General features: G+C 67.5%; 21 protein-coding genes and 3 pseudogenes. 15 read left to right on the top strand and 9 right to left on the bottom strand.

Going from position 1 to position 23975, the window contains the following annotated elements; all coding sequences use genetic code 11:
- Positions 1–3: 3 nt before the first annotated feature.
- Positions 4–2565, top strand: coding sequence for a cation-translocating P-type ATPase (locus CDO81_RS26695; RefSeq protein ID WP_088486311.1), 2562 nt, complete (start codon positions 4–6; stop codon positions 2563–2565).
- On the opposite strand, the gene CDO81_RS26690 is transcribed toward CDO81_RS26695, so the two are convergent.
- Genes CDO81_RS26690 through CDO81_RS26680 form a run of 3 tightly spaced genes read right to left on the bottom strand, consistent with a single transcriptional unit; the run spans position 2523 to position 4208 of the window.
- Positions 2523–3260, bottom strand: a complete 738-nt coding sequence (locus CDO81_RS26690; protein WP_088486310.1) for a cytochrome b/b6 domain-containing protein — start codon at positions 3258–3260, stop codon at positions 2523–2525. The genes CDO81_RS26695 and CDO81_RS26690 overlap by 43 nt on opposite strands.
- Before the next feature lie 21 nt (positions 3261–3281).
- Positions 3282–3785 (bottom strand): diheme cytochrome c, encoded by a 504-nt coding sequence (locus CDO81_RS26685; RefSeq protein ID WP_193466542.1) that lies wholly within the window; start codon positions 3783–3785, stop codon positions 3282–3284.
- A gap of 24 nt (positions 3786–3809) precedes the next feature.
- Positions 3810–4208, bottom strand: coding sequence for a DUF1924 domain-containing protein (locus CDO81_RS26680; RefSeq protein WP_088486309.1), 399 nt, complete (start codon positions 4206–4208; stop codon positions 3810–3812).
- Between the two features lie 104 nt (positions 4209–4312).
- Here CDO81_RS26680 and CDO81_RS26675 point away from each other — a divergent pair, with 104 nt between their 5' ends.
- From CDO81_RS26675 to CDO81_RS26665, 3 genes are read left to right on the top strand one after another with little or no spacing between them, the layout of a single operon-like run.
- Positions 4313–4687 carry a PepSY domain-containing protein gene (locus tag CDO81_RS26675; protein ID WP_088486308.1) on the top strand — a complete coding sequence of 125 codons (375 nt, stop codon included), beginning with the start codon at positions 4313–4315 and terminating at the stop codon, positions 4685–4687.
- Positions 4684–5346 (top strand): response regulator transcription factor, encoded by a 663-nt coding sequence (locus tag CDO81_RS26670; RefSeq protein ID WP_088486307.1) that lies wholly within the window; start codon positions 4684–4686, stop codon positions 5344–5346. Before CDO81_RS26675 ends, CDO81_RS26670 begins: the two co-directional genes overlap by 4 nt.
- A 21-nt stretch (positions 5347–5367) precedes the next feature.
- Complete coding sequence (locus CDO81_RS26665) at positions 5368–6741, top strand: sensor histidine kinase (protein ID WP_088486306.1); 1374 nt, start codon at positions 5368–5370, stop codon at positions 6739–6741.
- A gap of 226 nt (positions 6742–6967) precedes the next feature.
- Here CDO81_RS26665 and CDO81_RS28295 read toward each other — a convergent pair whose 3' ends face one another.
- The 5 genes from CDO81_RS28295 to CDO81_RS26645 form a co-directional block, all read right to left on the bottom strand.
- Positions 6968–7129 (bottom strand): hypothetical protein, encoded by a 162-nt coding sequence (locus CDO81_RS28295; RefSeq protein ID WP_158218443.1) that lies wholly within the window; start codon positions 7127–7129, stop codon positions 6968–6970.
- A 392-nt stretch (positions 7130–7521) separates the two neighbouring features.
- Positions 7522–7836: a type II toxin-antitoxin system RelE/ParE family toxin gene (locus CDO81_RS26660; protein ID WP_088486305.1), complete on the bottom strand. Its 315-nt coding sequence runs from the start codon at positions 7834–7836 to the stop codon at positions 7522–7524.
- Entirely contained in the window at positions 7833–8126 is a 294-nt protein-coding gene (locus CDO81_RS26655) for a YlcI/YnfO family protein (RefSeq protein ID WP_088486304.1), read from the bottom strand. Before CDO81_RS26655 ends, CDO81_RS26660 begins: the two co-directional genes overlap by 4 nt.
- 84 nt (positions 8127–8210) lie before the next feature.
- Positions 8211–8786, bottom strand: coding sequence for a zinc-finger-containing protein (locus CDO81_RS26650; RefSeq protein WP_158218442.1), 576 nt, complete (start codon positions 8784–8786; stop codon positions 8211–8213).
- A gap of 20 nt (positions 8787–8806) precedes the next feature.
- Positions 8807–9766: an SOS response-associated peptidase family protein gene (locus tag CDO81_RS26645; RefSeq protein WP_088486302.1), complete on the bottom strand. Its 960-nt coding sequence runs from the start codon at positions 9764–9766 to the stop codon at positions 8807–8809.
- 156 nt (positions 9767–9922) lie between these two features.
- Here CDO81_RS26645 and imuA point away from each other — a divergent pair, with 156 nt between their 5' ends.
- The 3 genes and pseudogenes from imuA to CDO81_RS26630 all read left to right on the top strand — a co-directional run.
- On the top strand, positions 9923–10762 hold the full coding sequence (gene imuA, locus CDO81_RS26640) for a translesion DNA synthesis-associated protein ImuA (RefSeq protein WP_241517181.1): 840 nt from the start codon (positions 9923–9925) through the stop codon (positions 10760–10762).
- Positions 10692–12008, top strand: coding sequence for a Y-family DNA polymerase (locus tag CDO81_RS26635; protein ID WP_168928279.1), 1317 nt, complete (start codon positions 10692–10694; stop codon positions 12006–12008). The genes imuA and CDO81_RS26635 overlap by 71 nt, the downstream gene beginning before the upstream one ends.
- Positions 12009–12017: 9 nt before the next feature.
- Positions 12018–13346 (top strand): annotated as a pseudogene (locus tag CDO81_RS26630) (PHP domain-containing protein); the annotation flags it as partial.
- A gap of 30 nt (positions 13347–13376) precedes the next feature.
- Here CDO81_RS26630 and CDO81_RS29030 read toward each other — a convergent pair.
- Positions 13377–14027 (bottom strand): annotated as a pseudogene (locus CDO81_RS29030) (leucine zipper domain-containing protein); the annotation flags it as partial.
- Positions 14028–14068: 41 nt separating this feature from the next.
- On the opposite strand from CDO81_RS29030, the pseudogene CDO81_RS26625 reads away from it, so the two are divergent.
- From CDO81_RS26625 to CDO81_RS26590, 8 genes and pseudogenes are all read left to right on the top strand, one after another.
- Positions 14069–14314, top strand: a pseudogene (locus CDO81_RS26625) (integrase core domain-containing protein); the annotation flags it as partial.
- 264 nt (positions 14315–14578) lie between these two features.
- Positions 14579–16450: an AAA family ATPase gene (locus CDO81_RS26620; protein WP_088486300.1), complete on the top strand. Its 1872-nt coding sequence runs from the start codon at positions 14579–14581 to the stop codon at positions 16448–16450.
- The gene (locus CDO81_RS26615; protein ID WP_088486317.1) at positions 16450–19551 is read left to right on the top strand and encodes an efflux RND transporter permease subunit; all 3102 of its coding nucleotides are present in this window, start codon (positions 16450–16452) and stop codon (positions 19549–19551) included. The genes CDO81_RS26620 and CDO81_RS26615 overlap by 1 nt, the downstream gene beginning before the upstream one ends.
- Complete coding sequence (locus CDO81_RS26610; protein ID WP_088486299.1) at positions 19544–19846, top strand: DUF3240 family protein; 303 nt, start codon at positions 19544–19546, stop codon at positions 19844–19846. The genes CDO81_RS26615 and CDO81_RS26610 overlap by 8 nt, the downstream gene beginning before the upstream one ends.
- Positions 19843–21084: a TolC family protein gene (locus tag CDO81_RS26605; protein WP_088486298.1), complete on the top strand. Its 1242-nt coding sequence runs from the start codon at positions 19843–19845 to the stop codon at positions 21082–21084. The genes CDO81_RS26610 and CDO81_RS26605 overlap by 4 nt, the downstream gene beginning before the upstream one ends.
- On the top strand, positions 21077–21676 hold the full coding sequence (locus CDO81_RS26600; RefSeq protein WP_144397424.1) for a hypothetical protein: 600 nt from the start codon (positions 21077–21079) through the stop codon (positions 21674–21676). Before CDO81_RS26605 ends, CDO81_RS26600 begins: the two co-directional genes overlap by 8 nt.
- Before the next feature lie 7 nt (positions 21677–21683).
- Positions 21684–22340: a response regulator transcription factor gene (locus CDO81_RS26595; RefSeq protein ID WP_088486296.1), complete on the top strand. Its 657-nt coding sequence runs from the start codon at positions 21684–21686 to the stop codon at positions 22338–22340.
- Positions 22337–23665 carry a sensor histidine kinase gene (locus tag CDO81_RS26590; protein ID WP_088486295.1) on the top strand — a complete coding sequence of 443 codons (1329 nt, stop codon included), beginning with the start codon at positions 22337–22339 and terminating at the stop codon, positions 23663–23665. The genes CDO81_RS26595 and CDO81_RS26590 overlap by 4 nt, the downstream gene beginning before the upstream one ends.
- Positions 23666–23975 lie beyond the last annotated feature (310 nt).

The following is a 23975-nucleotide window of genomic DNA, read 5'->3' as shown; positions in this document are numbered from 1 at the left end:
GCGATGGACGCGCTCACTGGGCTCAGCTCGCCCGAGGCCGAAGTACGGCTGCAGCGCGACGGCCCGAACGAGCTGCCTGCCGCCTCGCGGTCCGGTACGGCTCAGCTCTTGTTGGAGGTCGTGCGCGAGCCGATGTTCCTGCTGCTCGTGGCCTGTGGCGTCATCTACCTGGCGCTGGGCGACCGTCAGGAAGCCTTGATGCTGCTCGGCTTCGTCGGGGTAGTCATCGCGATGACCTTCGTGCAGAAGCGCCGCAGCCAAGCCGCACTGGACGCGCTGCGCGACCTGTCCAGCCCGCGGGCGCTGGTGCTGCGGGACGGCGCGGCGGTGCGCATCCCCGGCAAGGACTTGGTGGTCGGCGACATCGTGCTGATGGCCGAGGGCGACCGCGTGCCGGCCGACATCGAACTGCTTGAGGCGAATTACCTGACGGTGGACGAGTCGCTGCTGACGGGTGAATCCCAGCCGGTGCTGAAGCAGGCCCTTGAAGCCGTTGATGCTGGGGCTGCGGGACCGCAACATCTCTGCTTCTCGGGTTCGCTCGTCACTCAGGGCACGGCTCAGGGGCGCGTGGTAGCCACCGGCCCCCGCAGTGCGCTGGGCCGCATTGGCGCCTCGCTGGGCGGCATTGCCTTGGACGAGACCCCCATTCAGCGCGAGACCGCGCAGATCGTCAGGCGCGTGGCGATGGCCGGCGCATCGATTGCGCTCCTGCTGTCCGTGGGCTGGGCGCTCAGCCGCGGTGACTGGCTCGGCGGGCTTTTGGCCGGGCTCACACTGGCCATGGCCATCCTGCCGGAGGAACTGCCGGTCGTGCTGACCATCTTCCTCGGTCTCGGCGCGTGGCGCCTGTCCAGGGAGAGGGTACTGACCCGGCGCATTCCCGCCGTTGAGCTCCTGGGCGCGACGACGGTGCTCTGCGTCGACAAGACCGGCACGCTGACCCGCAACCAGATGGAAGTGCGTCGGTTGTGGGTAGATGGTGCGGCGTTCGAACTGGGGGAGCAGCCCGTCACCGCCATGGGGCATGCCTTCCATCCCGTCTTGGAATACGCGGTGCTGTCCAGCCATCGCCGCGCCTTCGACCCGATGGAGTCGGCCATCGGCGTCGCTGGCCGCCATTGGCTGCAGGGCTCGGAGCACCTGCATGCGGATTGGACATTGGTCTCTGACTACCCGCTGTCGCGCGAACTGCTGGCGATGTCGCGGGTGTGGCGCTCGCCCGACCGGCGTGAGTTGCTGGTGGCGGCCAAGGGCGCGCCTGAAGCCATCGCCGACCTCTGCCATCTGCCCCCCGAACAACAGCAGCACATCGCAGCTCAGGTGGCCGCCCTGGCCGCCGGTGGCTTGCGTGTGCTGGGTGTGGCTCGCACCATGTTCGCAACCGAGTCCCTGCCCGCCATCCAGCACGACTTCGACTTCGAGTTCGTCGGGCTGGTCGCCTTGCAAGACCCCGTGCGTGCCGACGTGCCCGCGGCCATCAACGACTGCCATGCCGCCGGCATTCGTGTGGCCATGATCACCGGCGACCATCCAGCCACGGCGCTGGCCATTGCGCGGCACGCCGGGCTGAACGTCGATGGTGGACACCTCACCGGCTCTGAACTTGATGCGCTGGATGACACCGCCCTGGCCGAGCGGCTGCGCGACACCCAGGTGTTCTGCCGGGTGCGCCCCGAGCAGAAGCTGCGCCTGGTACAGGCGTTTCGGGCGCGGGGCGATGTGGTGGCAATGACGGGCGATGGTGTGAACGATGCCCCTGCCCTCAAGGCAGCACACATCGGCGTGGCCATGGGCGGGCGCGGCACGGACGTGGCCCGCGAAGCGGCCGACCTCGTGCTGCTGAAAGACGACTTCGGCTCGCTGGTGACGACCATCCGCTACGGCCGCCGTGTGTTCGCCAACCTGCGCAAGGCCATCACGTTCGTGTTCGCAGCCCACCTGCCCATCATCGGCCTGGCCCTGGCACCGCTGCTGATGGGCTGGCCGCTGATCCTGATGCCGGCGCATATCCTGTTCCTGCAACTCGTCATCGACCCGGCCTGCTCCATCGTCTTCGAAGCGGAAGCCCTGGAGCCTGGTGCGATGCGACAGCCACCCCGACGGCCCGAGGCTCGATTGTTCGACGCCGCACTGGTCCGGCTAGGCGTGCTGCAGGGCCTCGGGCTGCTCGTGGCGGTGCTGGCTGGGTACGTGCTCGGTGAGCGGTTGGGTGGCGGCGCCGATGCAGGGCGCACGGTCGCATTTGCGGTCCTGGTGCTGGGCAACCTGGGCCTGATCCAGGCCAATCGGTCATGGGCAGCGTCCGCCAGCGGACCGAGAGAGGTGAACACTGCTTTCCGCTGGATCGTGCTGGGAGCGGGCGCGCTGCTTGCTCTGGCCCTCGGCGTGCCGCAAGTCGCCGCGCTCTTCAAGTTCACGGCACCGCCGGCAACCCTGCTGGCGCTGTCCGCCGCGCTGGCCTTGACGACTTGGGGCTGGTGCACGGCCGCGGTGGCCCTTCTGCACCGACGGACCTGGCCTCAATCATCGTCGTCGTGGTGGCCGACGCGTCGCTCGCCTTGAGTCGCAAGCGTGCCGCCCAAGTCGCCCTGAACCGTCTGCCAGCCGACGAATCCGACGCAGGCTGCCAGCAGAAGAACGGCCAGCCAGGTGCGATTGGCCTTGACGAGGTCAGGACCTGATCCCGGCGTACGGCCGGTCAGCATGGGTGTGGCCAGGTTGCGCCGCCGCAGGATGGAAAGCAGCACGATGAGCGCCAGATGCGCCGCCACGAGTGCCATGGCCGAGTTCGCGAAGAACTCATGCACCTCTTCCCAGGCGTCCTCCATGCCCAGCCACTCGACGTAGCCCGCATAGCCAGACAACACCAGCGGCGCCGCGACCGCCATCAGCAACAGCATCGCCGCCCCCATGCCGAGGGTGGCTCCACGAGGCAGGTCGACACGTCCGGCCCCGGCATTGCGAAGCCAGTCGCCCACGCCTGACACACGGTGCCACAGCAGGGCGAGACGCGCCTGCCGCGGACCGACAAGGCCATAGACCAGTCGGAAAAGCAGCAGTCCCCCGAAAGCGTAGCCCAGCGTCACATGCAGGCCCCGCCACCGCTCTGACTCGGCCGTGAGCCACGCGCCCGCGAAGCTCAGCGCGAAGAGCCAATGGAAGGCCCGGACAGGCGCGTCAATCATCAGCCGCGCGGGCCGTGCGGCTGGCGCCGAGCCGGCGGCAGCCGGGGCCATGGAACGGGTCGTGGAAGTCATGGGGTGCTCCTTGAATCTGGCTCAGTCGTCCCAGGCTGCGCGTTGCCGGGCGCTGAGGCCCTCGGGCATGCGCAGCGCGTGTTCGCTGTACTGGCCGTTGTCGGCGCCGGTGTGGCAGGCCATGCAATTGGCGGCCGAGCGGACGCTGGGCAGCCGCCAGGTCGCCGGCTCGATCTGACGATGCTTGCGCCCGAACCGTGCCGTGCGGGTGATGCGGTCTTCCGGCGGGGCCGGGGTCGCCGGATGCCGGTCGGCGTTCTCCTGCAGCCACCGACCCAGTTGCTGAACGTCCTTTGCGTCCAGCGAAGCGTCGGTGCCGAAGTGCTTATCCAGGCCGCCCATCAGTCGCGCCCAGGACGCGGCGGGCAGCATCTGGGGCGGGTAGGCCACATGGCAGGCCGCGCACTCCTGCGCATAGGCCTTGGGCCACGGGGTACGCCCGGCGCCTTCGTGTTCACCGGCGTGGCTGGCCATGGCGAGCGACAGCGTCAACAGGACCAGCGCGGTCCGCGTTCGAATCAGCATGAGGGGCAAGAGCATCTCCATGCATCAGCGAAGGGTCTGCAGCCAGGCCAGCACATCGGCTTTCTCGCCGGGTGTGCATTCGCGCTGCGCCACGTCCTTGCAGTTGCGGCGGAACCACTTCTCCACGCGACGCTCGTCGGTGAAGGCCTTGGGGTTGAATGCCGGTGCCAGCGGGTCGATGGACTTCGTGGTCACCGCATGCTTTCCCACTCCGGTGGGAAGCTGCCCGTGGCAGGACGCACACGACCACTCGGCCCCGTGCCTGCTCGTGAAGAAGACCCGTCCGCGCTCGACCTGGGCGGGAGAACCCGCTGCCGCTTCATAGGCCTTTTGCAGTTGAGCCGGTGTCGTCGCCTGGGCTTGCGCGGCAGGCGCCTGTGTGACCAGGATGAGCATCGGCAAGAGGAATGGCTTGAAGGTCATGATCGTCCTTGGGGTTGACGGGGTCATCATCGAGACCAGCCCTTGAACCCTTCCTGAATCGGTCGTTCATCCGCGGTTCAGCTTCGACGCTCGACACTTGCACCATGAAGGCAACCTTTCGGACCGTCGTCTTGCCCTGCGTTTTCGCTCTGTGCCTGGGCGCTGGGCTGATGTCGGCCGCCCACGCCGACGACCGCAGCGACCACGACCGTGCCCGCGCTGCGTTGAAGGCCGGGGAGGTCCTGCCATTGCAGGATGTCCTGGAGAAAGTCCAGCGCAGCCACCCCGGCGAGTTGCTGGAGGTGGAGCTGGAGCGGGAGGACGGGCGCTGGGTCTACGAGCTCAAACTCCTGCAAAGCGGCGGCCGCCTGCTGCGCCTGGATGTCGACGCCAAGACGGCAGCGGTCCTCAGGAGCAGACAACGCCCTGCGCCTGAGGCCAAAACCCCCGCCGCCTCGGCCCCGGAGCGCCGGCCATGAGGGTGCTGCTCGTTGAAGATGAAGCCGTTTTGCGGTCGCAGCTCAAGCAGATGCTCAAGCAGGCCGGCTATGCCGTGGACGAGGCCGGCGACGGGCAAGCGGCGCTGCACCTCGGTGCCACCGAGCCCTACGACGCCGTCGTGCTGGACCTGGGGCTGCCGGTGCTCGATGGCCTGACGGTGCTGCAGCGGTGGCGCGGCCAAGGCCTGAGCGTGCCGGTGTTGATCCTCACAGCGCGCGACAGCTGGCATGAGAAGGTGGCCGGCATCGACGCGGGAGCCGACGACTATCTTGCAAAGCCGTTCCATACCGAGGAGCTGCTGGCACGCCTGCGCGCCCTGGTTCGCCGCTCTCATGGCCTGGCGTCGCCTCTGCTTGAGCAAGGAGACGTCACCCTGGACACGCGCAGCGGCACGGTCACCCTCAAGGGGATCACCGTCACGCTGACCGCGCACGAATACCGGCTGCTGGCCTACCTGATGCATCGTGCGGGACAGGTGGTGTCTCGCAGCGAACTCATCGAGCATCTGTATGCCCAGGACTTCGACCGTGATTCCAACACCGTGGAGGTGTTCGTCGGCCGGCTGCGCCGCAAGCTCGGCGCCGACCTCATCGAGACCGTTCGTGGCATGGGCTACCGTCTCGTGCCTGCTCACTGACCACTGGGCGTCACATTGAGCTTGCTGAACCTCCGTTCCCTACGCCAGCGCCTGCTGCTCGTGACCCTGCTGACTGCGGGCCTGACGGTGGTGACCTCGGGCTTCGTGTTGTCTGCCCTGTTCAGGGACCATGTTCGGCAGCAGTTCGTCGAGCGGCTGACGGCCGACCTGGACCAGGTCCTAGCCAGGCTGGAGGTAGACAACCAGGGGCAGCCGTCCCTCGATGCGGCACGGCTGTCGGACCCGCGCTGGACACGCCCGCATTCCGGCCTGTACTGGCAGGTCGACGGTGCTGGGGCCGACGGCAAGCCGGGCCTGCTGCGCTCGCGCTCCCTCTGGGATGAAGACCTGGTCGCGCCCCGAGACATGCCAGGTCAGGGAGAGTTGCATGTCCACCAAGTGTTGAACCATCGCAAGGAGCCGCTGTTGCTCATCGAGCGGGGCCTGCGTGCCGACGGTGCAGCGCTGCCGTGGCGGGTGATGGTCGCGGCCAGCACGCAGCCACTGGATCGGGCGGCACAGCGGTTCGACAACGTGCTGATCGGAGCGCTGTTGGTGCTGATGCTCCTGCTCTGCGCAGGCGCCTTCCTCCAGGTCACCCTCGGGCTGGCGCCGCTGGGTCGACTGCGGGAAGCCCTCGCTGCGCTGCGGGATGGACGCACACAGCGCCTCGAAGGCAGTTATCCCACCGAGGTCCAGCCCTTGGTCGATGACCTCAACAGCGTGCTGGATCGCCAGGCCTCGACCCTGGAGCGGGCAAGGACCCAGGCGGGCAACCTCGCCCACGCCTTGAAGACGCCGCTCACCATCCTGGGCCAGGCGGCCGCAAACGCGAGCAGTACCGTTGCGGTCCGGGACGAGTTGCCCGCCCTGGTGCTGGATCAGGTGCAGGTGGCGCGCCGACACATTGACTGGCACCTTGCCCGAGCCCGGGCGGCCGCCGCCCAGGGCGCCGGAGGTCTGAAAACACCGCTGCAACCAGTGGCGGATGGCTTGGTCCGGGTCATGCAGAAGGTTTACGCGAACCGAAAGCTGTCGATCCGCGCAGACATTGACGGTCGACTGGCGTTTGCAGGCGAGTCGCAGGACCTTCAGGAAATGCTGGGCAACCTGCTGGACAACGCCTGCAAGGCAGCGCGCAAGCAGGTGCTGGTTAGCGCCATGCAGACTGGATCGCTGTTGCGCGTGACGGTCGACGATGACGGCCCAGGCATTGCGCCAGACCAGGTCGCCAAGGCGCTGGAGCGCGGCCACCGGCTGGATGAGTCGACGCCTGGCAGTGGATTGGGCTTGGCCATCGTGCAGGAACTGGCCACGCTGTATGAGGGCACAGTCGAACTGGGGGTGAGCCCTCTTGGCGGACTGTTGGTGGTACTCAACGTACCGGCGGGTTGAAAGCAGGCATTTAGCAATGCGTGTGCAGACGATGGCCCTGTGGACCGGCTGAATGACGTCTGCAAAGCGCCCAGGCTAGGAGGTGGGGCCCAGCGCACCGAGGCGCTCGTCAGCGAGGTTGCGCTGACTGCGTCGTCGCGTCAGCCGCGCATAGAAGCCACTCCGCGAGACACCGCGCCGCTCCCACGTCGCGTTGCCCGCGCCACTCAGCCGCATGCGTGAAGCGTCAGGTCATGTGTCGAAGCGGCAGGTCCGTCCTCACCGGCTCACCGGGGTGGCGATTGAGGCTTAGCGGCATCGACACAAAGGTCATGAAGATCACCGGGATCAGCGTCAGGAGGACGGTACCGATGAAGCGGGCGAGGAAGCTGCGCAGTTCGGGGTGCATGGTGTGCTCCGGCGGGTTGATTGATGAACCCAGTGTCGAGCGCCGCGCATGAACGTCGTCTGAACGGGCTGCGATTCTCGCGTTGCGGTTGGCGCATAAGCCGAGCGAACCCGTCTCCAACCCGCAGCCCCCGGTCGGTTCAACCACGAGGCGGCTCACGCCTCAGTGACCGGAACGCGCTGAAGACCGGCCGAACGGCGCTCGGCATCGACCGACCGAGATAGGCTGATTGCAGCCGGCTGCCTCAGTACATCTCAATGACCGCTCATCTTGAGAACAGACCTTCGAGCGGCCGACCAGACCGCCTGAGCGCCGCGATGGACCGACATCGGGCCTTGCTTGAACCACACGCATCCTGGCCGACCCTCGCGATGCTTTCCTGCCTGGCACTCTCAGTGAAGGTCCTGCTCGCGCTGGTGACGGATAGCTAGCACGACCACTAGCGCGGGCCCCGCAACCTCGTACTCGATGACGTAGCCGGTCGACCCGAACGGAACGACGAGCTCGCGTCGTAACGGACCGCCGCCGCTGCGCCTTCGAAATAGCAACGGCGATACAGCCAACGCCAGGACCGCCGTCTGAATAGCGTCGATGGCGCGATTGGCGATTTCTAAATCTTCGACGTACTCGGCGCGCTCGAGGAGATGCTGGTGCAGTCGCAGTAGGTCTTCATCTGCCTGGGTCTCGAAGATGACCTGGTAGGTCATGCGTCGGACGGGCGGTGCTTGCTTTGAAGCTCCTTGCGCCTGGCCTCCAGGCGTGTCCGCATGTCGGCGATGACGTCTTCAGCCGGCCGGCCTGTGCCAGTGCGCTGGAAGCGCGCCCAAGCCTCGTCAGCACGCGCGGCGAACGCGCTCTGAACAAGACGGTGCTCCACCGCACCGCGTACCGTCGACTCGACGAATTCGGACAGAGTCTCGCCGTCGCGCAGGACGGCGTCGAGGTCGGCGCGGAGCTGGGGCTCGATGCGCACCTGCGGGATGATGGCTGTCTTCATGCCTTGATTGTGTTGCAAATGAGTTGCGACGTCAAAGCTTAGGGTGGTTTGGGAACTTCAGATTTCCCGAACGCCGACAACGAGCTAAGTCCGATTCGGCGGCAAATCACAGGAATCCCGGCCGACGCCCGATGGCTGCCCACGTAGCCTGTGACTATGCCGGGGCTCCCAGACCGGGTCGAAGGCCTCGTGTGCCGAGATCCGCACGGCACGCAGTTCTTCGTTCGCCAGTTCGCCAAAGGGCTCGTCCGCGCCGCTCTTGCATCCCACCCATGCGTCGCACGACCAGCACACCCAGAACTGTCGGTCCTGTAGATCCTTGCGGTCCGGATAGACCGCCAGCCCGTCATGCAGCTCAGCAGGCTTGCCGCAGTAGTTGCAGATCACCTCGCGATCAGCAGCCCTCGGCGGTGGCGGACCGACAGACCGCCCCTCGGCCTCCCGCATCCGTTTCAGGTATGCCAAAAGGCTCTTCATGCCGATGCCACTGGCAGGACCATCCGGGCCGCCGACCACCGTCTGCCAAGCCTGCGTGCCTGGCCAGAAGTCGACCCGGTCATCCATCCGCACGCGCTTGCCACCGTCAAGCGACACGACGTTCCCCGCACCGAGTCCATCAAGCCCAGCCTGGCCGGCGGCAGCTTGCTTGTACTTGCCCATCCCGCGCCTGCGCTGCATGCCTACGCGGCCTGCCGGTGCTCGTAGAACGCCGGCGTCCGGTCATCGAAGATGTCGTAAAGCGCCTTGAGGTTGCTCGGATTCGCGTTCAGCCAAACATCGACATGCTCAGGCCTGATGCGGACGATCATGCGATCGTGGCCAGCGGCTGCGACCTCTGGCGGCGGTTCATCCGTGATAGCAGCAAACGACAACAGGTCTGCCTCGCCGTCCTTCTTCCAGTGCGACCACAGGCAGGCGATGTACATCAGCTCCGGCGGGTTGGGGTTGAACTGCAGGACCACGTTCTCCGGCTTCTCGTCCGGCGCCAGCGGCCGGTGCTCCATGTCGTGGCGCTTGACGTTCTCGAAGAAGGTGTCGACCAGCAGGATGCCGTGGGTGTGGCCGAACTGCCCCCGCCAGAACCCCTCGAGGTTGTCCCTGCGGGCGTTGTAAGTGCCGGGGAACTTGACGTCGTAGTCGGCAGGCTTCCCGGCCGGCCGGCATTGATAGCGCATGGGCAGCACGACGCGTTGGCCGTCACGCACGACCATCACCGGCGCGTAGACGCCTGGGAAGATGCGCGAGTCGCGGTCCAGCAGTTCGGTCCGGCGCAGGTCGTCCAGGTCGAGTCGAGCCTTGGAGATCTTCGAAGGCGCAATGCGCATGCTGTCCAGAGCAGCCTTCGTCTGCTTGGTCTGTAGGGACCGCTCTGCGTCTGCGAGGCGCTTGCGCTGTGCAAACAGTTCCTGCTCCAGCGCCATGGCCCGGTCTGCCTTGTAGGCCTCGATCAGCCCCTTGATCTCCAACTCCTCAGGCGTCGTGGCATCGCGCTCGAACGCTGCTTCCAGCGCCTTGGGGATCTTGAGCTTGGCCACCTGGCGGCCGTAGAAGACCGACACGAATTCCTTGATGCTGAGATGGGCGCCGAACAGGCGCGTGTAGTCCCGGTAGTCGGCACGGATCTGGGCGGAGTAGCACATGGGCGAACGTCCCTGCGAGTCGATGGGCCAGTTATCGCACGCCGGCGCACACAGCTCCAGGGCCGCCAACTCCTCCCGCAAGTCAGCGTCTTGCCCGACTAGACGCCGAACACGGTTGCATATACTGTATACATATACAGTATTTTGCCAACTCCGATGTTGCCCATCTCCGCCGGGCTGGACGGGGCGTCGCCGCTTCACAGCCTGCCCTCTCCCACTCAAAACGCCGGCGTCAGTGCACCTGCGTCGCTCCCTCACGAGGTCGAGGCGGCGCTGTGGCGCGGCGATCAGCTGGGCGGGCCGGTGGCAGAGGTGCTGCCGACTGGATTTGCAACGCTGGACGTCGAGCTCCCCGGGGGCGGCTGGCCCTGCGGATCGTTGACCGAGGTACTGGTTCGCCAGTTCTCCATCGTTGAGCTGCGCCTGCTGTCGCATGCCATCGCGCAGCAAACCTCCGCCGGCCGGAGCGTCGCGCTGGTAGGCCCGCCGCTCGCGCCGCATGCCCCTGGACTGCGCCACGAGGGTATCGACGAGCGCCAGCTCGTCTGGATCGACGTGGAGACGCCGCGCGACCGACTGTGGGCCACCGAGCAGCTCGTCAAGGGTGGCAGCTTCGGCGCCGTCATTGCCTGGTTGCCCCTGGTGCGCGCCGAGCAGATCCGGCGCCTCCAGGTCTTGGCCAGTCGCTGCAAGGGGCCGGTCTTCCTGTGCCGCCCCGAAGTCGTCGCGCAGGACGCCTCTGCGGCACCACTTCGTGTTCTGGTGCGCGTGGACACGGACTGGCAGATCGCCGTCGACGTGCTCAAGCGCAAGGGCGTGCCGCTGGAGCAGACGCTGCACCTGACTTCCATGCCCGGTGGCCTCAGCAAGATCATGACCCCGAGGCTGCGCTACCCCAGCCGCCTCATGCCCATCGAGCCCAGCCATGTTGTGGTCAGCCCTGCTGTTGCCGCCGTGCGCCAACGACCCGAGTTCGCCGAGTCCTCCGAGCCCTGACGCCCTCCGGGCCGTGGCCACCTGGGCATTGCAGTTCACGCCCCGTGTCGCCATCGTCGAGGATGCCGTCTTGATGGAGGTCGAAAGCAGCACACGCCTGTTCGGTGGCAAGCGTGCGCTACGTGACCGTGTGGTCGCCGAAGCCGCCGAGCTCGCGGTACAGAAAGTTGCCTGGGCGCCCACTAGCCTGGCCGCCCTGGCGCTGGCGCGCAACAACCGGGAGGACGGCATCCGCCGGCCGCTTCAGGACATCCTGGACGCCCTGCCCATGGAAAGCCTGCGCGCGATCTGCCCGCACGCGACGACGCTGGCGCAGACCGGCTGTCGCACGCTGGGCCATGTGCGCGCCCTGCCGCGCGCCGGCCTGGCCCGGCGCTTCGGCAAGGAGCTGCGTCAGGCGCTGGACCGCGCCTACGGGCACGAGCCCGACGGCTACGTGTGGGAGATGCTGCCCGAGCAGTTCAAAGGGCGCCTGGAGCTGCCCTTCCGCGTCGAGCATGCGCCTGCGCTGTTGCAGGGGGCGCGGCGGCTGCTAGTCCAGATGTGCGGCTGGCTGGCGGCCCGGCATGCTGGAACCACGGCGTTCACGCTGCACTGGTGGCACGACACGATGCGATCCCGCGAAGCCGGCACAGGCGGCCAGCTCACGGTCGGAACCGCTGAACCGAGCCGCGATGTCGAACACCTCTGCCGGCTGCTCGCCGAGCACCTAGCCAAGGTCGAACTCCTCGCGCCGGTCGGCGACCTTGAGCTGACCGCGAACGAAGTCCACGAGCAGGCAGACAGCAATGGCTCCCTGCTGCTGGACGACACCGACGTTACCGAGTCACCGCAGCTGGTGCTGGAGCGCATGGCAGCGAGGCTGGGGCCCGAGGCGGTGCGCCGCTGTGTCGTGCATGCCGACCACCGCCAGGAATGGATGGCGCACTGGCAGCCCGCCGCCAAGCCGCTGCCCCGCCAGGCCGAGGTCAGCACCGAACTCCCTCAACCCACCTGGACGCTTCGCGAGCCGCTGAAGCTTGCTGTGCGCAACAACCGGCCGGTCTACCAGGGCGAGCTGCAGCTGCTCGCAGGACCGCAATGCGTCGAAGGCGGCTGGTGGGACCGCGACGAGGTGGCTGGCTCCGGGCGACTCGTGATGCGGGACTACTGGCTGGCCGAATCCCGGCATGCCGGTCTGCTGTGGATCTTCCAGGCCAAGCTCGACGACGGCACGGGCTGGTTCCTGCACGGCATCTTCGGTTGAGGCGCCACCGTGATCCCGCCCTATGCCGAGCTGCGCTGCGTATCGAACTTCACGTTCCTGCGCGGCGCCAGCAAACCTGAAGAGCTGGTGCAGCGCGCCAAGGCGCTGGGCTACAGCGCCATCGCGATCGCCGACGAATGCAGTATGGCCGGCATCGTGCGAGCGCACACGGCCGCCAAAGAGGTGGGTATCAAGCTGCTGGTCGGGTCGCAGTTCGAGGTTCGCTCGGACGCACCGTTCAGCTTCGTCGTGCTGGCCACCAACCGCAACGGCTACGGCAACCTCTGCGAGTTCATCACTCACCTGCGCCGGCGCTCCGAGAAGGGCAGCTACTTCCTGGACCTGGACGAGATCGACAGCCGGACGCTGGCCGACTGCGTCGTCATTGCGGTGCCGGACCGCCGCTGCGACCAAGCACAGGTGGAGGTCATCGCGCGATGGTTGCTGCGGCACTGGACCGGCTGTTGCTGGCTCGGTTGGGAGCAGCTGCGCCGCCTGGACGACGAGGTCCAGCTCCACAAGCTGCGCGAGTGCAGCGAACTGACAGCCGTGCCCATCGTTGCGGTCGGCGACGTCCACATGCACGTGCGCTCCCGCAAGCCGCTGCAGGACGTGCTGACGGCAACGCGGCTGCGCATGCCCATCACGGCATGCGGCCTGAAGCTGCGCCAGAACGCCGAGCAGCACCTGCGCACACGACGGCGCATTGCCGAGCGCTGCCCGCCCGAGCTGATGCTGGAGACGCAACGCGTCGCCAACCGCTGCAACTTCAGCCTCGACGAGCTGAAGTACCAGTACCCCGACGAAGTAGTGCCGGCGGGCGAGACCCCGCAGAGCTATCTGCGTCGCATCGTCTACGAGGGTGCAGGCCGGCGCTGGCCGACCGGCGTTCCCGCGGAGGCCCAGACCCAGATCGAGCATGAGCTGTCCCTGATCGCCGAGCTGCGCTACGAGCACTACTTCCTGACGGTCTACGACATCGTCGCGTTTGCGCGCAGCAAAGGCATCCTGTGCCAGGGCCGGGGTTCAGCCGCGAACTCCGTCGTCTGCTACTGCACCGGCGTCACCGAGGTGGACCCACTGCGCAGCTCCATGCTGTTCGAGCGCTTCATCAGCGCGGAGCGCGGCGAGCCGCCGGACATCGACGTGGATTTCGAGCACGAGCGGCGTGAGGAGGTTATCCAGTACCTGTACGGCAAGTACGGCCGGGACCGTGCCGCGCTGACGGCCACCGTCGCGAGCTACCGCCCTCGCAGCACGCTGCGCGACGTGGGCAAGGCGCTGGGTATCTCGGATGAAGCTATGGAGGTGCTGCGCAAGGGCACCAGCGCCTGGGAGCTGGCGCTGACGGACGAGCTGGTTGCGGAGGCTGTCGGTCATGACGGCCTGAATGGGCACACCGAGCTTGCGGTAGTACCGCAGCGCCGCGATCAGGAAGTCGCAGGCACTGTGGCTGGTCTCGTCGCGCAGCACCTGGCTGAAGCCGACGCGGGAGTGGTCGTCAATGGCCACATGCAACGCCTGCCACCCCGCACGGGGCGTGTTGCGCGTGCGGTCCCCCGTCACGCGATGCCCAGGCTGATCGAAGCAGCCGAGCTTCTTCATGTCCAAATGCAGCAGCTCGCCGGGTCGCTCCTTCTCGTAGCGACGCACCGGCACGCTGCCCTGCACCGAAGGCAGCTTGGCCAGGCCGGCCTGTACGCAGACGCGGCCCACCGTGCTCTTGGAGACACCCACGCGCTCGGCGATCTGCGCGTAGCCCAGGCGCTGATGGCGGCGCAGGCCTTGGATGCGCTCGACCTTGTCCGCGCCAATGCGCTTGGGGCTGCGATGCGGACGGGAACTACGGTCCCGTAGACCCGCCACACCTTCGAGCTGATGGCGCCGCTTCCAGCGCGACGCCGTGCGTGTACTGACGCCCGCAGCGTCAGCCGCCTTCTTGGTGCCCTGGCAGGCGATGTTTTTGACCAAGTGCTCGCGGCCTCGCGGCGTTAATGAGGCATTCTTATGGCTGTTCATCCGAGGTTGTTTGGGGTTGATGGTTTGGCGTGAGAACCTCCATGCGCAGTTCGATGAGCCGCAAGGGCAACTGCTGGGACAATGCGCCCACCGAGAGCCTGTGGGGATCGCTGAAGGTCGGGAGGCTGCACGGGCGGCGGTTCGCCACCCGGCGCGAGGCGATGGACGAGATCGTCGACTGGCTGACGTTCTACAACCACCGACGGCTTCACTCGTCGCTGGGCTACGTCAGTCCGATGCAGTTCGAGAGGGCATGGCTTGCCGCCCAGCAAAGGCAAGCCGCGTAACGGTCTCAGCTATGGGATCCGGGAAACGCGGGCAAGGTCAGTCCTTGGCTCAACCGTCACCGAGGACCCTGATGTCCCCTTCTTCCCTCTCCCGCTGATTCCTGGCTGCCGCCGGCGGTCCAGCGTCTTCGTGCCCCTCCTGCTGCGCCCAGGCGCGCCGATCGGGGCCCCTCGCCAACGTGCTCAACCCACCGGGGATCTCAGCGTCCCCATGGGGTCGGTGCGTTCTCCGTCTTTTCCGACCCACCACCCAAGGAGAACCCCATGACCCGCAACAATCCCCAGAACACCGCCGAGCAACAGGCTGTCATCGACAGCCGAGGCCGCCTCGTGGCTGTGGACGCCTTCGCCGGCACCGGCAAGACCTCCACGCTGGTCCAGTACGCGCTCGCTCGCCCGGGCAAGCGCATGCTCTACATCGCCTTCAACAAGTCCGTGGCCTCCGAGGCCAAGGAGCGCTTTCCTGGCAACGTCGAGTGCCGCACCACGCACTCACTCGCCTACGCCGCCATCGGCCGCAAGTTCACCGACAAGCTCGGCAACGTGCCAGCCTACATGGTGACGCAGTCCTTCAACGTCACGACCCGTCGAGCCAAGCTCGCCCTCGAGGCGGTCAGCGCGTTCCTGTGCTCGACCGACGACGAGATCTCGCTGGATCACCTCGACGAGGAACTGGTCGAGGGCAACTACCTCGAGGCCGTCGCCGTGGTCGACCTGGCCAAGCGTCTCTGGGAAGAGATGCAGAACACGCGCAGCCCGCTGAAGATGCCGCACGACGGCTACCTGAAGCTGTGGGCCCAACAGAAGCCGCGGCTGCGCTACGACATCATCCTGTTGGACGAAGCCCAGGACACCAACCCCATCACGCTCGACCTAGTCATGGCGCAAACCCATGCGACGGTCGTGCTGGTCGGGGATCTTCAGCCGTGCTTAAGGGGCGCCGCCCAGACTCGCCGTCAGCCCCTGCCGCTGTGCTCTGACGTCACGCGTCAGCCCTGCAGTCGACAGGCTCGAACCTTCTGGGAGCACACCTTGCTGTCTTCTTCTCGACGCCGGCTCTGGCCCGCGTTCGTGCTCAGTACCTGGGCAACCCTGGCCGTGGCGGCCGCGCCGGCCGCTGATTTCGTCGTCCCGCCGGCACAGCTCCAGGCGCTGGGCGTCGGCTTTCAGAAGCTGGCTACGCCAGCCAGTGCTGTGGGCGCAGCGGCCCCCGCCCGCGTGACCTTGCCGCCCGAGCTGGACGTCCTCGTCAGTGCGCCGGTGGACGGCGTCGTGACCCAGGTGCTTGTCAGCCCGCAGGACGCGGTCAAGCCCGGCCAGGCGCTGCTGCGGCTGGTCAGCCCGGCACTCGGAGAGATGCAGCTGCGGCTGATGGACGCCGGCACCCGCCTTCAGCTCGCACGGCAGACGCTGGAGCGTGAGCGCCGCTTGTTCGACGAGGGCATCCTGCCCGAGCGGCGCGTGCAGGAGGCGCAGGCCGCCCAACGGTCTGCCGAAGCCGCCACCCGCCAAGCCGAGGCAGCTTTGCGCCTGGCCGGCATGAGCGACGAGGCCCTTCAGCGCGTCGCGGCCGGTGGGCGCTTGCAGGACGGGCTGACCGTCTCGGCCCGCAGCGCCGGCTGGGTCACGGCGTTGGACGTACGGCCGGGTCAGCGGGTTCGTGAAGCGGATGCTTTGCTTCGACTGGCGAACCCGCGCGAAGTCTGGCTGGAGATCCAACTTCCCGTGGGTGCCAGCGTGGCGCCGGGGCAGGCCGTGACGGTGGCCGGTCGCGATGTCGCTGCCGTGGCGCAGTCGCTGGGCCCGCTCGTGAGTGAAGGCCAGACGCAAACGCTTCGCGCGCGCGTCACCCGCGGCGCTTCCAGTCTCAGGCCAGGCGAAGTCGTCCAGGTCAGCGTGCCCCGGGCCGCTGGCGCCGGATGGGTGCTGCCCCAGGCAGCCGTCGTGCATCACGAGGGCCGGCCGCATGTGTTCGTGCGCACGGCGCGCGGATTCACGGCCGTACCGGTTCAGGTGGACGGCGGCGCGGCAGGCGCCGTGCAAGTGTCGGGGCCCTTGCAGGCGGGGCAGGAGGTTGCCGTGCGTGCGGTGGTCGCGCTCAAGTCGGCGTGGCTCGGTCATGGCGGAGGCGAATGATGCTGAGCCGACTCGTGCAGTTCGCGCTGTCCCAGCGACTCTTCGTGCTGCTGGGCGCCGCCTTGCTGGCCGGATTTGGCTGGTGGTCCTTCCGTGAACTGCCCATCGATGCCTTTCCCGACGTCTCCAGCACGCAGGTCAAGATCATCCTGAAGGCCCCGGGCATGACGCCCGAGGAAGTCGAGACCCGCATCGCTGCGCCCATCGAGGTCGAGATGCTGGGCATCCCCCGCCAGAAGATGCTGCGCTCGGTGTCGAAGTACGGCATCGTGGACGTGACCGTCGATTTCGAGGATGGCGTCGACATCTACTGGGCGCGCCAGCAGGTGGCGGAGCGCCTGGCCGGCATCCAGGCTGAGCTGCCGCCAGGCCTGGCCGGCGGCATGGCGCCCATCACGACGCCGCTGGGCGAGATGTTCCAGTTCACGGTCGAGGCCCCCGACATGCCCCTGGAGGAGCGCCGCGCCTTGCTGGACTGGGTGATCCGGCCTGCCTTGCGGACCGTGCCCGGCGTGGCGGATGTGAACGCGCTCGGCGGCAAGGTGCGTGCGTTCGAGGTGGTGCCGGATCTGGCGCGGCTCGCGGCCCTGGGCCTGTCCACGTCAGCCCTGAAGACCGCCATCGAGCAGAACAACCGCAACGACGGCGCCGGCCGACTGGGTGATGGCGACGAAGTGCTGCTGGTGCGCGCCGAGGGCAACCTGCGAACGGCGGATGACGTGGCCGCCACCGTCGTGCTTCGCCGCGGCGGCGTGCCGGTCCGCATCAGCGATGTGGCCGAGGTGCGGCTGGGCAGCCTGACGCGCTATGGCGTCGTGACGAAGGACGGGCAGGGAGAGGCGGTCGAAGGGCTGGTGCTCGGTCTGGCCGGCGCCAACGCGCGCAAGGTGGTGGAGGGCGTGGAGCGCAAGCTGGTGGAGCTGCAGGCCACGCTGCCCCAGGGGGTCACGATCAAGCCCTTCTACAACCGGGCACATCTGGTCGATCAGGCCGTGGGCACCGTCTCGAAGGCTCTGCTTGAGGCGACGGTCCTGGTGCTCGTGCTGCTGGGGGCCTTTCTCGGCAACCTGCGTGCCGCCGTGACGGTGGCGCTGGTGCTGCCGCTGGCGGCGCTGTGGACCTTCATCGCCATGCGGCTGTGGGGCATGTCCGCCAACCTGATGAGCCTGGGCGGCCTCGCCATTGCGCTGGGCATGCTGGTGGACGCGGCCGTCGTGGTCGTGGAAAACGTCGTGCAGCACCTGGCCCATGATCGCGCCGCCGGCCGGCTGCCGCGCCTGCACGTCCTGCTGCGCGCGGTCCGTGAGGTGGCGTCGCCGGTCGCCGCGGGCGTGCTCATCATCGTGACGGTGTTCCTGCCGCTGCTGACGCTCCAAAACCTGGAGGGCAAGTTCTTCGTGCCCGTGGCGCTGACCATCGTCTTCGCCCTGGCCGGGTCGCTGCTGCTGTCGCTGACGGTCATCCCGGTGGTGGCCAGCTTCCTGATCCACAACCCCTCTCACGAGGAGCCGTGGCTGGTGCGCCAGCTCCAGCGGGCGTATGCGCCGGCGCTGCACGTCGCGCTCAAGCGCGAGAAGGCGGTGTACGCGTTCGCGATCGCGCTGCTGGTACTGGCGGCAGGTGTGTACCTGCGCGTGGGCAAGACCTTCATGCCGACGATGGACGAGGGCGACCTGATCGTCGGCATCGAGAAGCTGCCGTCCATCAGCCTGGAGGAGTCCGCCGCGCTGGACCTGCGCGTGCAGCAGGCCCTGCTGAGCCAGATTCCGGAGATCCAAGGCATGGTGGCGCGCGCTGGCGCCGACGAAATCGGCCTGGACCCGATGGGCTTGAACCAGACCGACACCTTCCTCGTGCTGAAGCCCCGCAAAGAATGGCAGCTGGCCGACAAGGAGGCGCTGATCGCGCGCATCCGCGAGGTGCTGGAAGGCATGCCGGGCATCCGCTACGCCTTCACGCAGCCGATCGACATGCGGGTGTCCGAGATGATCCTCGGGGTGCGGGGCGACCTGGCCGTCAAGGTGTTCGGCCCGGACCTCACGGTGCTCGGCGACCTCGCGGGTCGCATCGAGGCGGTGCTCAAGACCGTGCCGGGCAATCAGGACGTCTACACGGTGCGCAACGACGGCGTGCAGTACCTGCGCGTGGCCATCGACCGGCTGGCTGCAGGCCAGCACGGGCTGACCGTGGAGGAGGTTCAGGACGCGCTCCGGGCGCAGGTCGAGGGTCAACGCGCGGGGCAGCTCATCGAGGGCGTGCGGCGCACCCCCATCCTGCTGCGAGGGCCCGAGTCCGTACGGCTCTCACCGGCGGAGTTCGAGAGCCTGCAGATCGCGACACCGGATGGCCGAACGGTACCGCTGCGCAGTGTGGCGACCCTGTCCCGCACGGGCGGGCCGGTGCAGGTCAACCGCGAGCTGGGCAGCCGCTACAGCGTCGTCATCGCCAATGTGGAGGGGCGTGACCTCGTGGGCTTCGTGGAAGAAGCGCGCCGAAAGGTGGCCGAAGACGTCAAGCTGCCGACCGGCTACCGCCTCAGCTGGGGCGGGCAGTTCGAGAACCAGCAGCGGGCCGCGGCCCGATTGGCGCTGGTGGTGCCGCTGGCCCTGGGCATCATCTTCGTGATCCTGTTCTCCACTTTCGGCTCGGTGCGCCAGTCGCTGCTGGTGCTCAGCAACATCCCGTTCGCACTGGTCGGAGGCATCGTCGGCCTGTGGGTGACGGGCGAGTACCTGTCGGTGCCGGCGTCGGTGGGCTTCATCGCACTGCTGGGCATTGCGGTGCTCAACGGGGTGGTGCTGGTGAGCTACTTCAACCAGCTCCATGCCGAAGGGCTGAGCTTGATCCAGTGCGTGGTGCAGGGCTGTCAGCGACGCCTGCGGCCCGTGCTGATGACGGCATTCATCACCGCTTTCGGCCTCATCCCGCTGCTGATGGCCACGGGCCCGGGCTCGGAGATCCAGCGCCCGCTGGCCATCGTCGTGATCGGTGGGCTCATCACCGCCACGGCGCTCACCTTGATCCTGCTGCCGGTGCTTTACCTGCGCTACGGCCGACCTGCGCCTGCAGGCCTGGCCACTCCGGAGACGGCCCATGACTGATTGCTGCCTGCATCTGCTCTGCCCTGTGGCGGTGGAGGAGCGCGCAATCGACCTCCTGCTGGCCCGTAGCGAGGCGGGTGTGTTCACCAGTGCTCCCACGCGCGCTCACGGCTTCGCGCACGGTCGACTCAGCGCGGCCGAGCAGGTCAGTGGGCGAAGCGAGGCCACGCTCATCCACCTGGTGCTGCCGCAAGGCGACGTCGACGAGTTGCTCGAAGAACTGCGTCGGGAGCTTCGCGGCAGCGGCGTGCGCCATTGGGTGACTGCCGTCTTGAAACATGGAGAACTCACATGAATTGGGTTGTTCGGGCCATTGCCGCTCTGGCGATCCCCGTCGTCGCTCAGGCGCAGGGTGTTCCGCCGCCCGCCTGGCTGCCTTCGACAGAGCGCGCCAGCGCCTGGATCGAGCACGATGCGAGCGTGTCCCTCGCGCGGCATGGCACCGCTGCTGCTGCCCATTCGGCGCAGGCGCTGGCCACGGGCAGCCACGAGTGGGCGTTGCGACTTCAGGCTCAGCGCAGGCAAGTGCAGGACGCTGGTGCCCCTTCGCGGGAGTGGCAGGCCCACGTCGAACGGCCCATACGGGTGAACGGCAAGGCGGCACTGGACCGCCAACTCGGCGACGTCGAGCTCGACCTGGCGCGCGCCCAGTTGGGTGAAGCGCGTCATGAATCGGCGCGCGCCCTGGCCGACCTGTGGCTCGGTGTGCTGGCGGGCCGGCAACGCGAAGCCCTCGCCGCGCAGCAGGTGGCACTCGCCGAAGCGAACTTGGTGGCCGTGCAGAAGCGCCGGCGCGCCGGGGATGCAGCCCTGCTGGATGAGCAGCAGGCCCAGGCTGACGTTGGCGACTCGCAGCGCGAGCTCATCACGGCCCGCACCGCGTTGGCCAAGGCGCAGGCCGCCCTGCACACACGGTTCGGCGCTCAGGCGAGCGCTGACCAGCAGCTGGCTGACGTCAGCGAGCCGGGTTGGGCGGAGGCAGCATGGCTGAATCGTGTGCTGGAAGAAGCTGATGCGATCAAGACGCGACAGGCCGAGTGGCAGCGCGTTCGATTGACCGCCGCCCGCGCACGCGCTGATCGCATGCCTGACCCGGTGGTCGGCGTATTCACGGCGAGCGAAGCGCGCGGCCGTGAGCGGTTGGTGGGGCTCAGTGTCACCGTGCCGCTGGGTGGCGCGTATCGCGACCAGCGTTCGTTGCAGCTCGCGCGCGAAGCCGACATGGCGGAGTCGGCGCTGGAGCAGATGCGCCGCGACGTGGAGCAGCAGGCCCGGGAAACGTGGGCTGACGCGACAGGCAGTCTCGAGCGATGGCGACTGAGCCGTCAGACCGCTGCGCTCGCAGCCGACAACGCCCGGTTGATGCAACGTGCCTACGCGCTGGGCGAGGCAGACCTGCAGGCGCTGCTCATGGCACGGCGCCAATCCGGGCAGAGCGGCCTGGTGGCACTCGAAGCGCAAGTCGAGGCCGCGCGATGGGCCGCCCGGCTGCTGATCGACGCCCACCAGATCTGGGACCTTGAACATGACTGAACTCGGCATGACCCAACGCCACGGCCGTCTCCTGACAGTTCTGTCCCTGCTGCTGGGCCTGACGGCTTGTGGCTCGCTGCCTGACGAGGTGACGGACGTCAATGGTGTGCCTTGCATGACATTCCGCAAGACGCATGCCCCGAAGCGGATTTGCGCGGCGAACCCAGCCCCCTCGGCCGAGGTGGCTCGTGAGATCAAGACCTTCGCGCCGGACCCTGCCAGCGCTCAGGTGCTGGTCAAGCTGCTGGACCGCGCCGGCGCGACCCGGGCCTTGAGCCTGCGGGTGAATGGGCAGGCCGTCGCCGACCTGGTGCCGGGCGGTCTCGTGCGCCTGCGGCTGAGTCCGGGCGAACACGAGCTTGCCGTGGCTTGGGGAAACCAGCAGGCCACGCTTTCGGTCCAGGTCCGAGCGGGCGATGTGCAGTTCGCTGAAGTGGGAGGCCGGTTCAGGTTCTGGGACGTCGGGTTCGGCTGGAATGCGCCGGACACGGAGGGTGCCCGAAAGCGTGCAGCGAGCGCGCGCGTCCTGGCCGATGTCGACTTGCGGCCCCAGGCAGCAAACGTCAGTGGTAGCGTGACGCCCACGCGATGAGGACAAGATGAGGTTGCTGCTTCTGGAAGACGACGCGACGTTGGGCGAGGCGCTGGCCGGCTTCTTGCGCCTGGAGGGCCATGTCGTCGATTGGTTCCAGCGACTGGCCGATGCGCGCGCCGTGATGGGAGAGCCGTTCGACGTGCTGCTCATCGACTGGCAGCTGCCCGACGGCTCCGGTGTGGAGTGGGTGCGGCAACTCCGCGCCCAGGGGCGCACGATGCCGATCTTCGTCCTCACCGCGAGGGACCTCCTGCAGGACCGTATTCATGGGCTGGACAGTGGCGCGGATGATTACCTCGTCAAGCCGTTTCCGCCGGAGGAACTGGTGGCACGGTTGCGCGCCGTGCGCCGCCGGCAGTTGGCCCAGGGGGCGCCCCGACTGGTATTGCCGGGTGGCATCAACCTTGACCTGCCGGGGCGGGCCGTCTGGCGTGACGATCAGCCTGTGGAGTTGACAGCCCGTGAATGGGGTTTGCTCGAAGCCTTGGCCTCACGGGCCGGGCGCGTGGTGACGCGGACCGAACTTGAGTCCTTGTCGCAGGGCTTCGATGGTGATGCGAGCAGCAATGTGCTGGAGGTTCATGTGTCGAACCTGCGGCGCAAGCTGGGGCGGGATCTGATCGAGACGATCCGCGGTCTGGGTTATCGGGTACCCAAATGACGAATGAGCTTCGGCTGCCCTCGCTACGGCGTGAACTGGTGAGGCTGACCACGTGGGTGGCCTTGGGCTGGCTGGTCGTGCTCGCGCTCACGGTGACTTGGGCAGTCCGCCGCGAGGTCGACGATCTGCTGGATGAAGCGCTTCGCGAGGCTGCCGAGGTCATGTTTGGCGTGCTGACCACTTCACCCCAACTGGCGGACGGCACTGCATCCCTGCCCGAGGTCTTGCCAGCGCCCGCTCACGAAGAGAAGTTCGTCTGGCAGATCGTGGATGGCCAGGGGAGGGTGGTGCGACGCTCCCACAAAGCCCCTTCGGCGAGCTTGAGTGCCGTCCGGCAATCAGGCTGGTTCGACTTTGATCGGCAATGGCGGGTGTACGGCGTTCCGATGCCGGGCGCGGAGGTCAAGATGCTGTACGTGGCCCAAGTCGCTGTCGAGCGCAACGAGGCACGTTACGAGGCCATCGGCACGGTCCTGATCACTGCGCTGTCGGTCAGCCTGCTTTGGGCCTTGCTGCTCCGGCAACGGGTTGACCGGAGCCTGCATCCTCTGGCGCGGCTCTCGCGGCAGATCGAGACCTACGACCCGATGCGGCCAGAGACGGCCCCGGATCGCGGCGAACGCGAGGAGACCGCTGCCATTTCTGAGGCTGTCAGCTCCCTCGGGCGCAGGCTGGCGCAAAGGGTGAGGGCGGAGCAGGCGTTTTCCGCGTGTGCGGCCCACTCCTTGCGCACACCGCTGGCGGGCATGGATGCGCAACTCGCGCTCGCTCAGCGTGAACCTGCGGGCAGCCAGCCGCATCGGCTCGAACGAGTGCGCGCGGCACTCACGCGCCTGACGCGTGTTGTGCAGTCCTTGCTTGCGCTCTTCAGGGCGGGCGAGGATTGGGGGCTTGAACTGCGACCGTGCCGGCTTTCAGAGATGCTGGCCGACATACCCGTGGAAGGCTTGGCGATCACGATCGAGCAGGACTTGCAGTTCACAGCCGACCCCAATCTCGTAACGATCGCGCTGGTCAATCTTCTCGACAACGCCGTCCGGTTTGGTGCAACGCATGTGCGAGTGCACGGCAGCTGCGATTCCCAGTCCGTTTGCTTGAGGGTCCAGGATGACGGCACGGGCATCACGACAGAGCGCTGGGCCCAGGTAACGAGCGCGCTAGAGGCGTCAGATGCCGGGGCGGGGGTGGGCCTGGGTCTTCGCCTCGCGCTGATGGTGGCTCAGGCCCACGGCGGGCGCTTGGTGCTGCCTGAGCCGCTGCCGGATCAGATTGGATTTTTGGTGGAAGTGTGGCTGTCCGCTCAGTCTGGACAGACTCGCCACTGATGCCAGCCGTACCCAACCTCCTGCAAGACGCGTGGCCGCCACGATCGACAGGCAAGTTTCGGGTGACTCGGGCTTGATACTCGGATCGCGAGATCTATGCGTGGGATGCCGCTGTGCAGCGATCTGCGACAGGCGCGAGACGTGATAGCGGTTACTCGATCCATCCGAATGGGAATGCTGCGGCCAACGGCCCGTTGCGGGGGCAAAGCCACCGACTAGGGAAGGTCTGCAAAACCTCTCGTCAATCCGACTGGTGCGAGGCCTGAGCGTCGGGGACGATGGTGGGCATGGATCAGATCACGCTCGGCCT

This window comes from Roseateles puraquae (genome assembly GCF_002205845.1).
Lineage (GTDB): Bacteria > Pseudomonadota > Gammaproteobacteria > Burkholderiales > Burkholderiaceae_C > Pelomonas > Pelomonas puraquae.
Note: the sequence above shows the minus strand (reverse complement) of the source record. Positions and strands in the feature narration are given on the sequence as shown.

Coding starts and splice junctions, on each gene's coding strand:
- CDO81_RS26695 (WP_088486311.1), top strand. CDS start 4: ATGGACGCGCTCACTGGGCTCAGCTCGCCCGAGGCCGAAGTACGGCTG.
- CDO81_RS26690 (WP_088486310.1), bottom strand. CDS start 3,260: ATGACTTCCACGACCCGTTCCATGGCCCCGGCTGCCGCCGGCTCGGCG.
- CDO81_RS26685 (WP_193466542.1), bottom strand. CDS start 3,785: ATGCTGATTCGAACGCGGACCGCGCTGGTCCTGTTGACGCTGTCGCTC.
- CDO81_RS26680 (WP_088486309.1), bottom strand. CDS start 4,208: ATGACCTTCAAGCCATTCCTCTTGCCGATGCTCATCCTGGTCACACAG.
- CDO81_RS26675 (WP_088486308.1), top strand. CDS start 4,313: ATGAAGGCAACCTTTCGGACCGTCGTCTTGCCCTGCGTTTTCGCTCTG.
- CDO81_RS26670 (WP_088486307.1), top strand. CDS start 4,684: ATGAGGGTGCTGCTCGTTGAAGATGAAGCCGTTTTGCGGTCGCAGCTC.
- CDO81_RS28295 (WP_158218443.1), bottom strand. CDS start 7,129: ATGCACCCCGAACTGCGCAGCTTCCTCGCCCGCTTCATCGGTACCGTC.
- CDO81_RS26660 (WP_088486305.1), bottom strand. CDS start 7,836: ATGACCTACCAGGTCATCTTCGAGACCCAGGCAGATGAAGACCTACTG.
- CDO81_RS26655 (WP_088486304.1), bottom strand. CDS start 8,126: ATGAAGACAGCCATCATCCCGCAGGTGCGCATCGAGCCCCAGCTCCGC.
- CDO81_RS26650 (WP_158218442.1), bottom strand. CDS start 8,786: ATGGGCAAGTACAAGCAAGCTGCCGCCGGCCAGGCTGGGCTTGATGGA.
- CDO81_RS26645 (WP_088486302.1), bottom strand. CDS start 9,766: ATGTGCTACTCCGCCCAGATCCGTGCCGACTACCGGGACTACACGCGC.
- imuA (WP_241517181.1), top strand. CDS start 9,923: ATGTTGCCCATCTCCGCCGGGCTGGACGGGGCGTCGCCGCTTCACAGC.
- CDO81_RS26635 (WP_168928279.1), top strand. CDS start 10,692: ATGTTGTGGTCAGCCCTGCTGTTGCCGCCGTGCGCCAACGACCCGAGT.
- CDO81_RS26620 (WP_088486300.1), top strand. CDS start 14,579: ATGACCCGCAACAATCCCCAGAACACCGCCGAGCAACAGGCTGTCATC.
- CDO81_RS26615 (WP_088486317.1), top strand. CDS start 16,450: ATGCTGAGCCGACTCGTGCAGTTCGCGCTGTCCCAGCGACTCTTCGTG.
- CDO81_RS26610 (WP_088486299.1), top strand. CDS start 19,544: ATGACTGATTGCTGCCTGCATCTGCTCTGCCCTGTGGCGGTGGAGGAG.
- CDO81_RS26605 (WP_088486298.1), top strand. CDS start 19,843: ATGAATTGGGTTGTTCGGGCCATTGCCGCTCTGGCGATCCCCGTCGTC.
- CDO81_RS26600 (WP_144397424.1), top strand. CDS start 21,077: ATGACTGAACTCGGCATGACCCAACGCCACGGCCGTCTCCTGACAGTT.
- CDO81_RS26595 (WP_088486296.1), top strand. CDS start 21,684: ATGAGGTTGCTGCTTCTGGAAGACGACGCGACGTTGGGCGAGGCGCTG.
- CDO81_RS26590 (WP_088486295.1), top strand. CDS start 22,337: ATGACGAATGAGCTTCGGCTGCCCTCGCTACGGCGTGAACTGGTGAGG.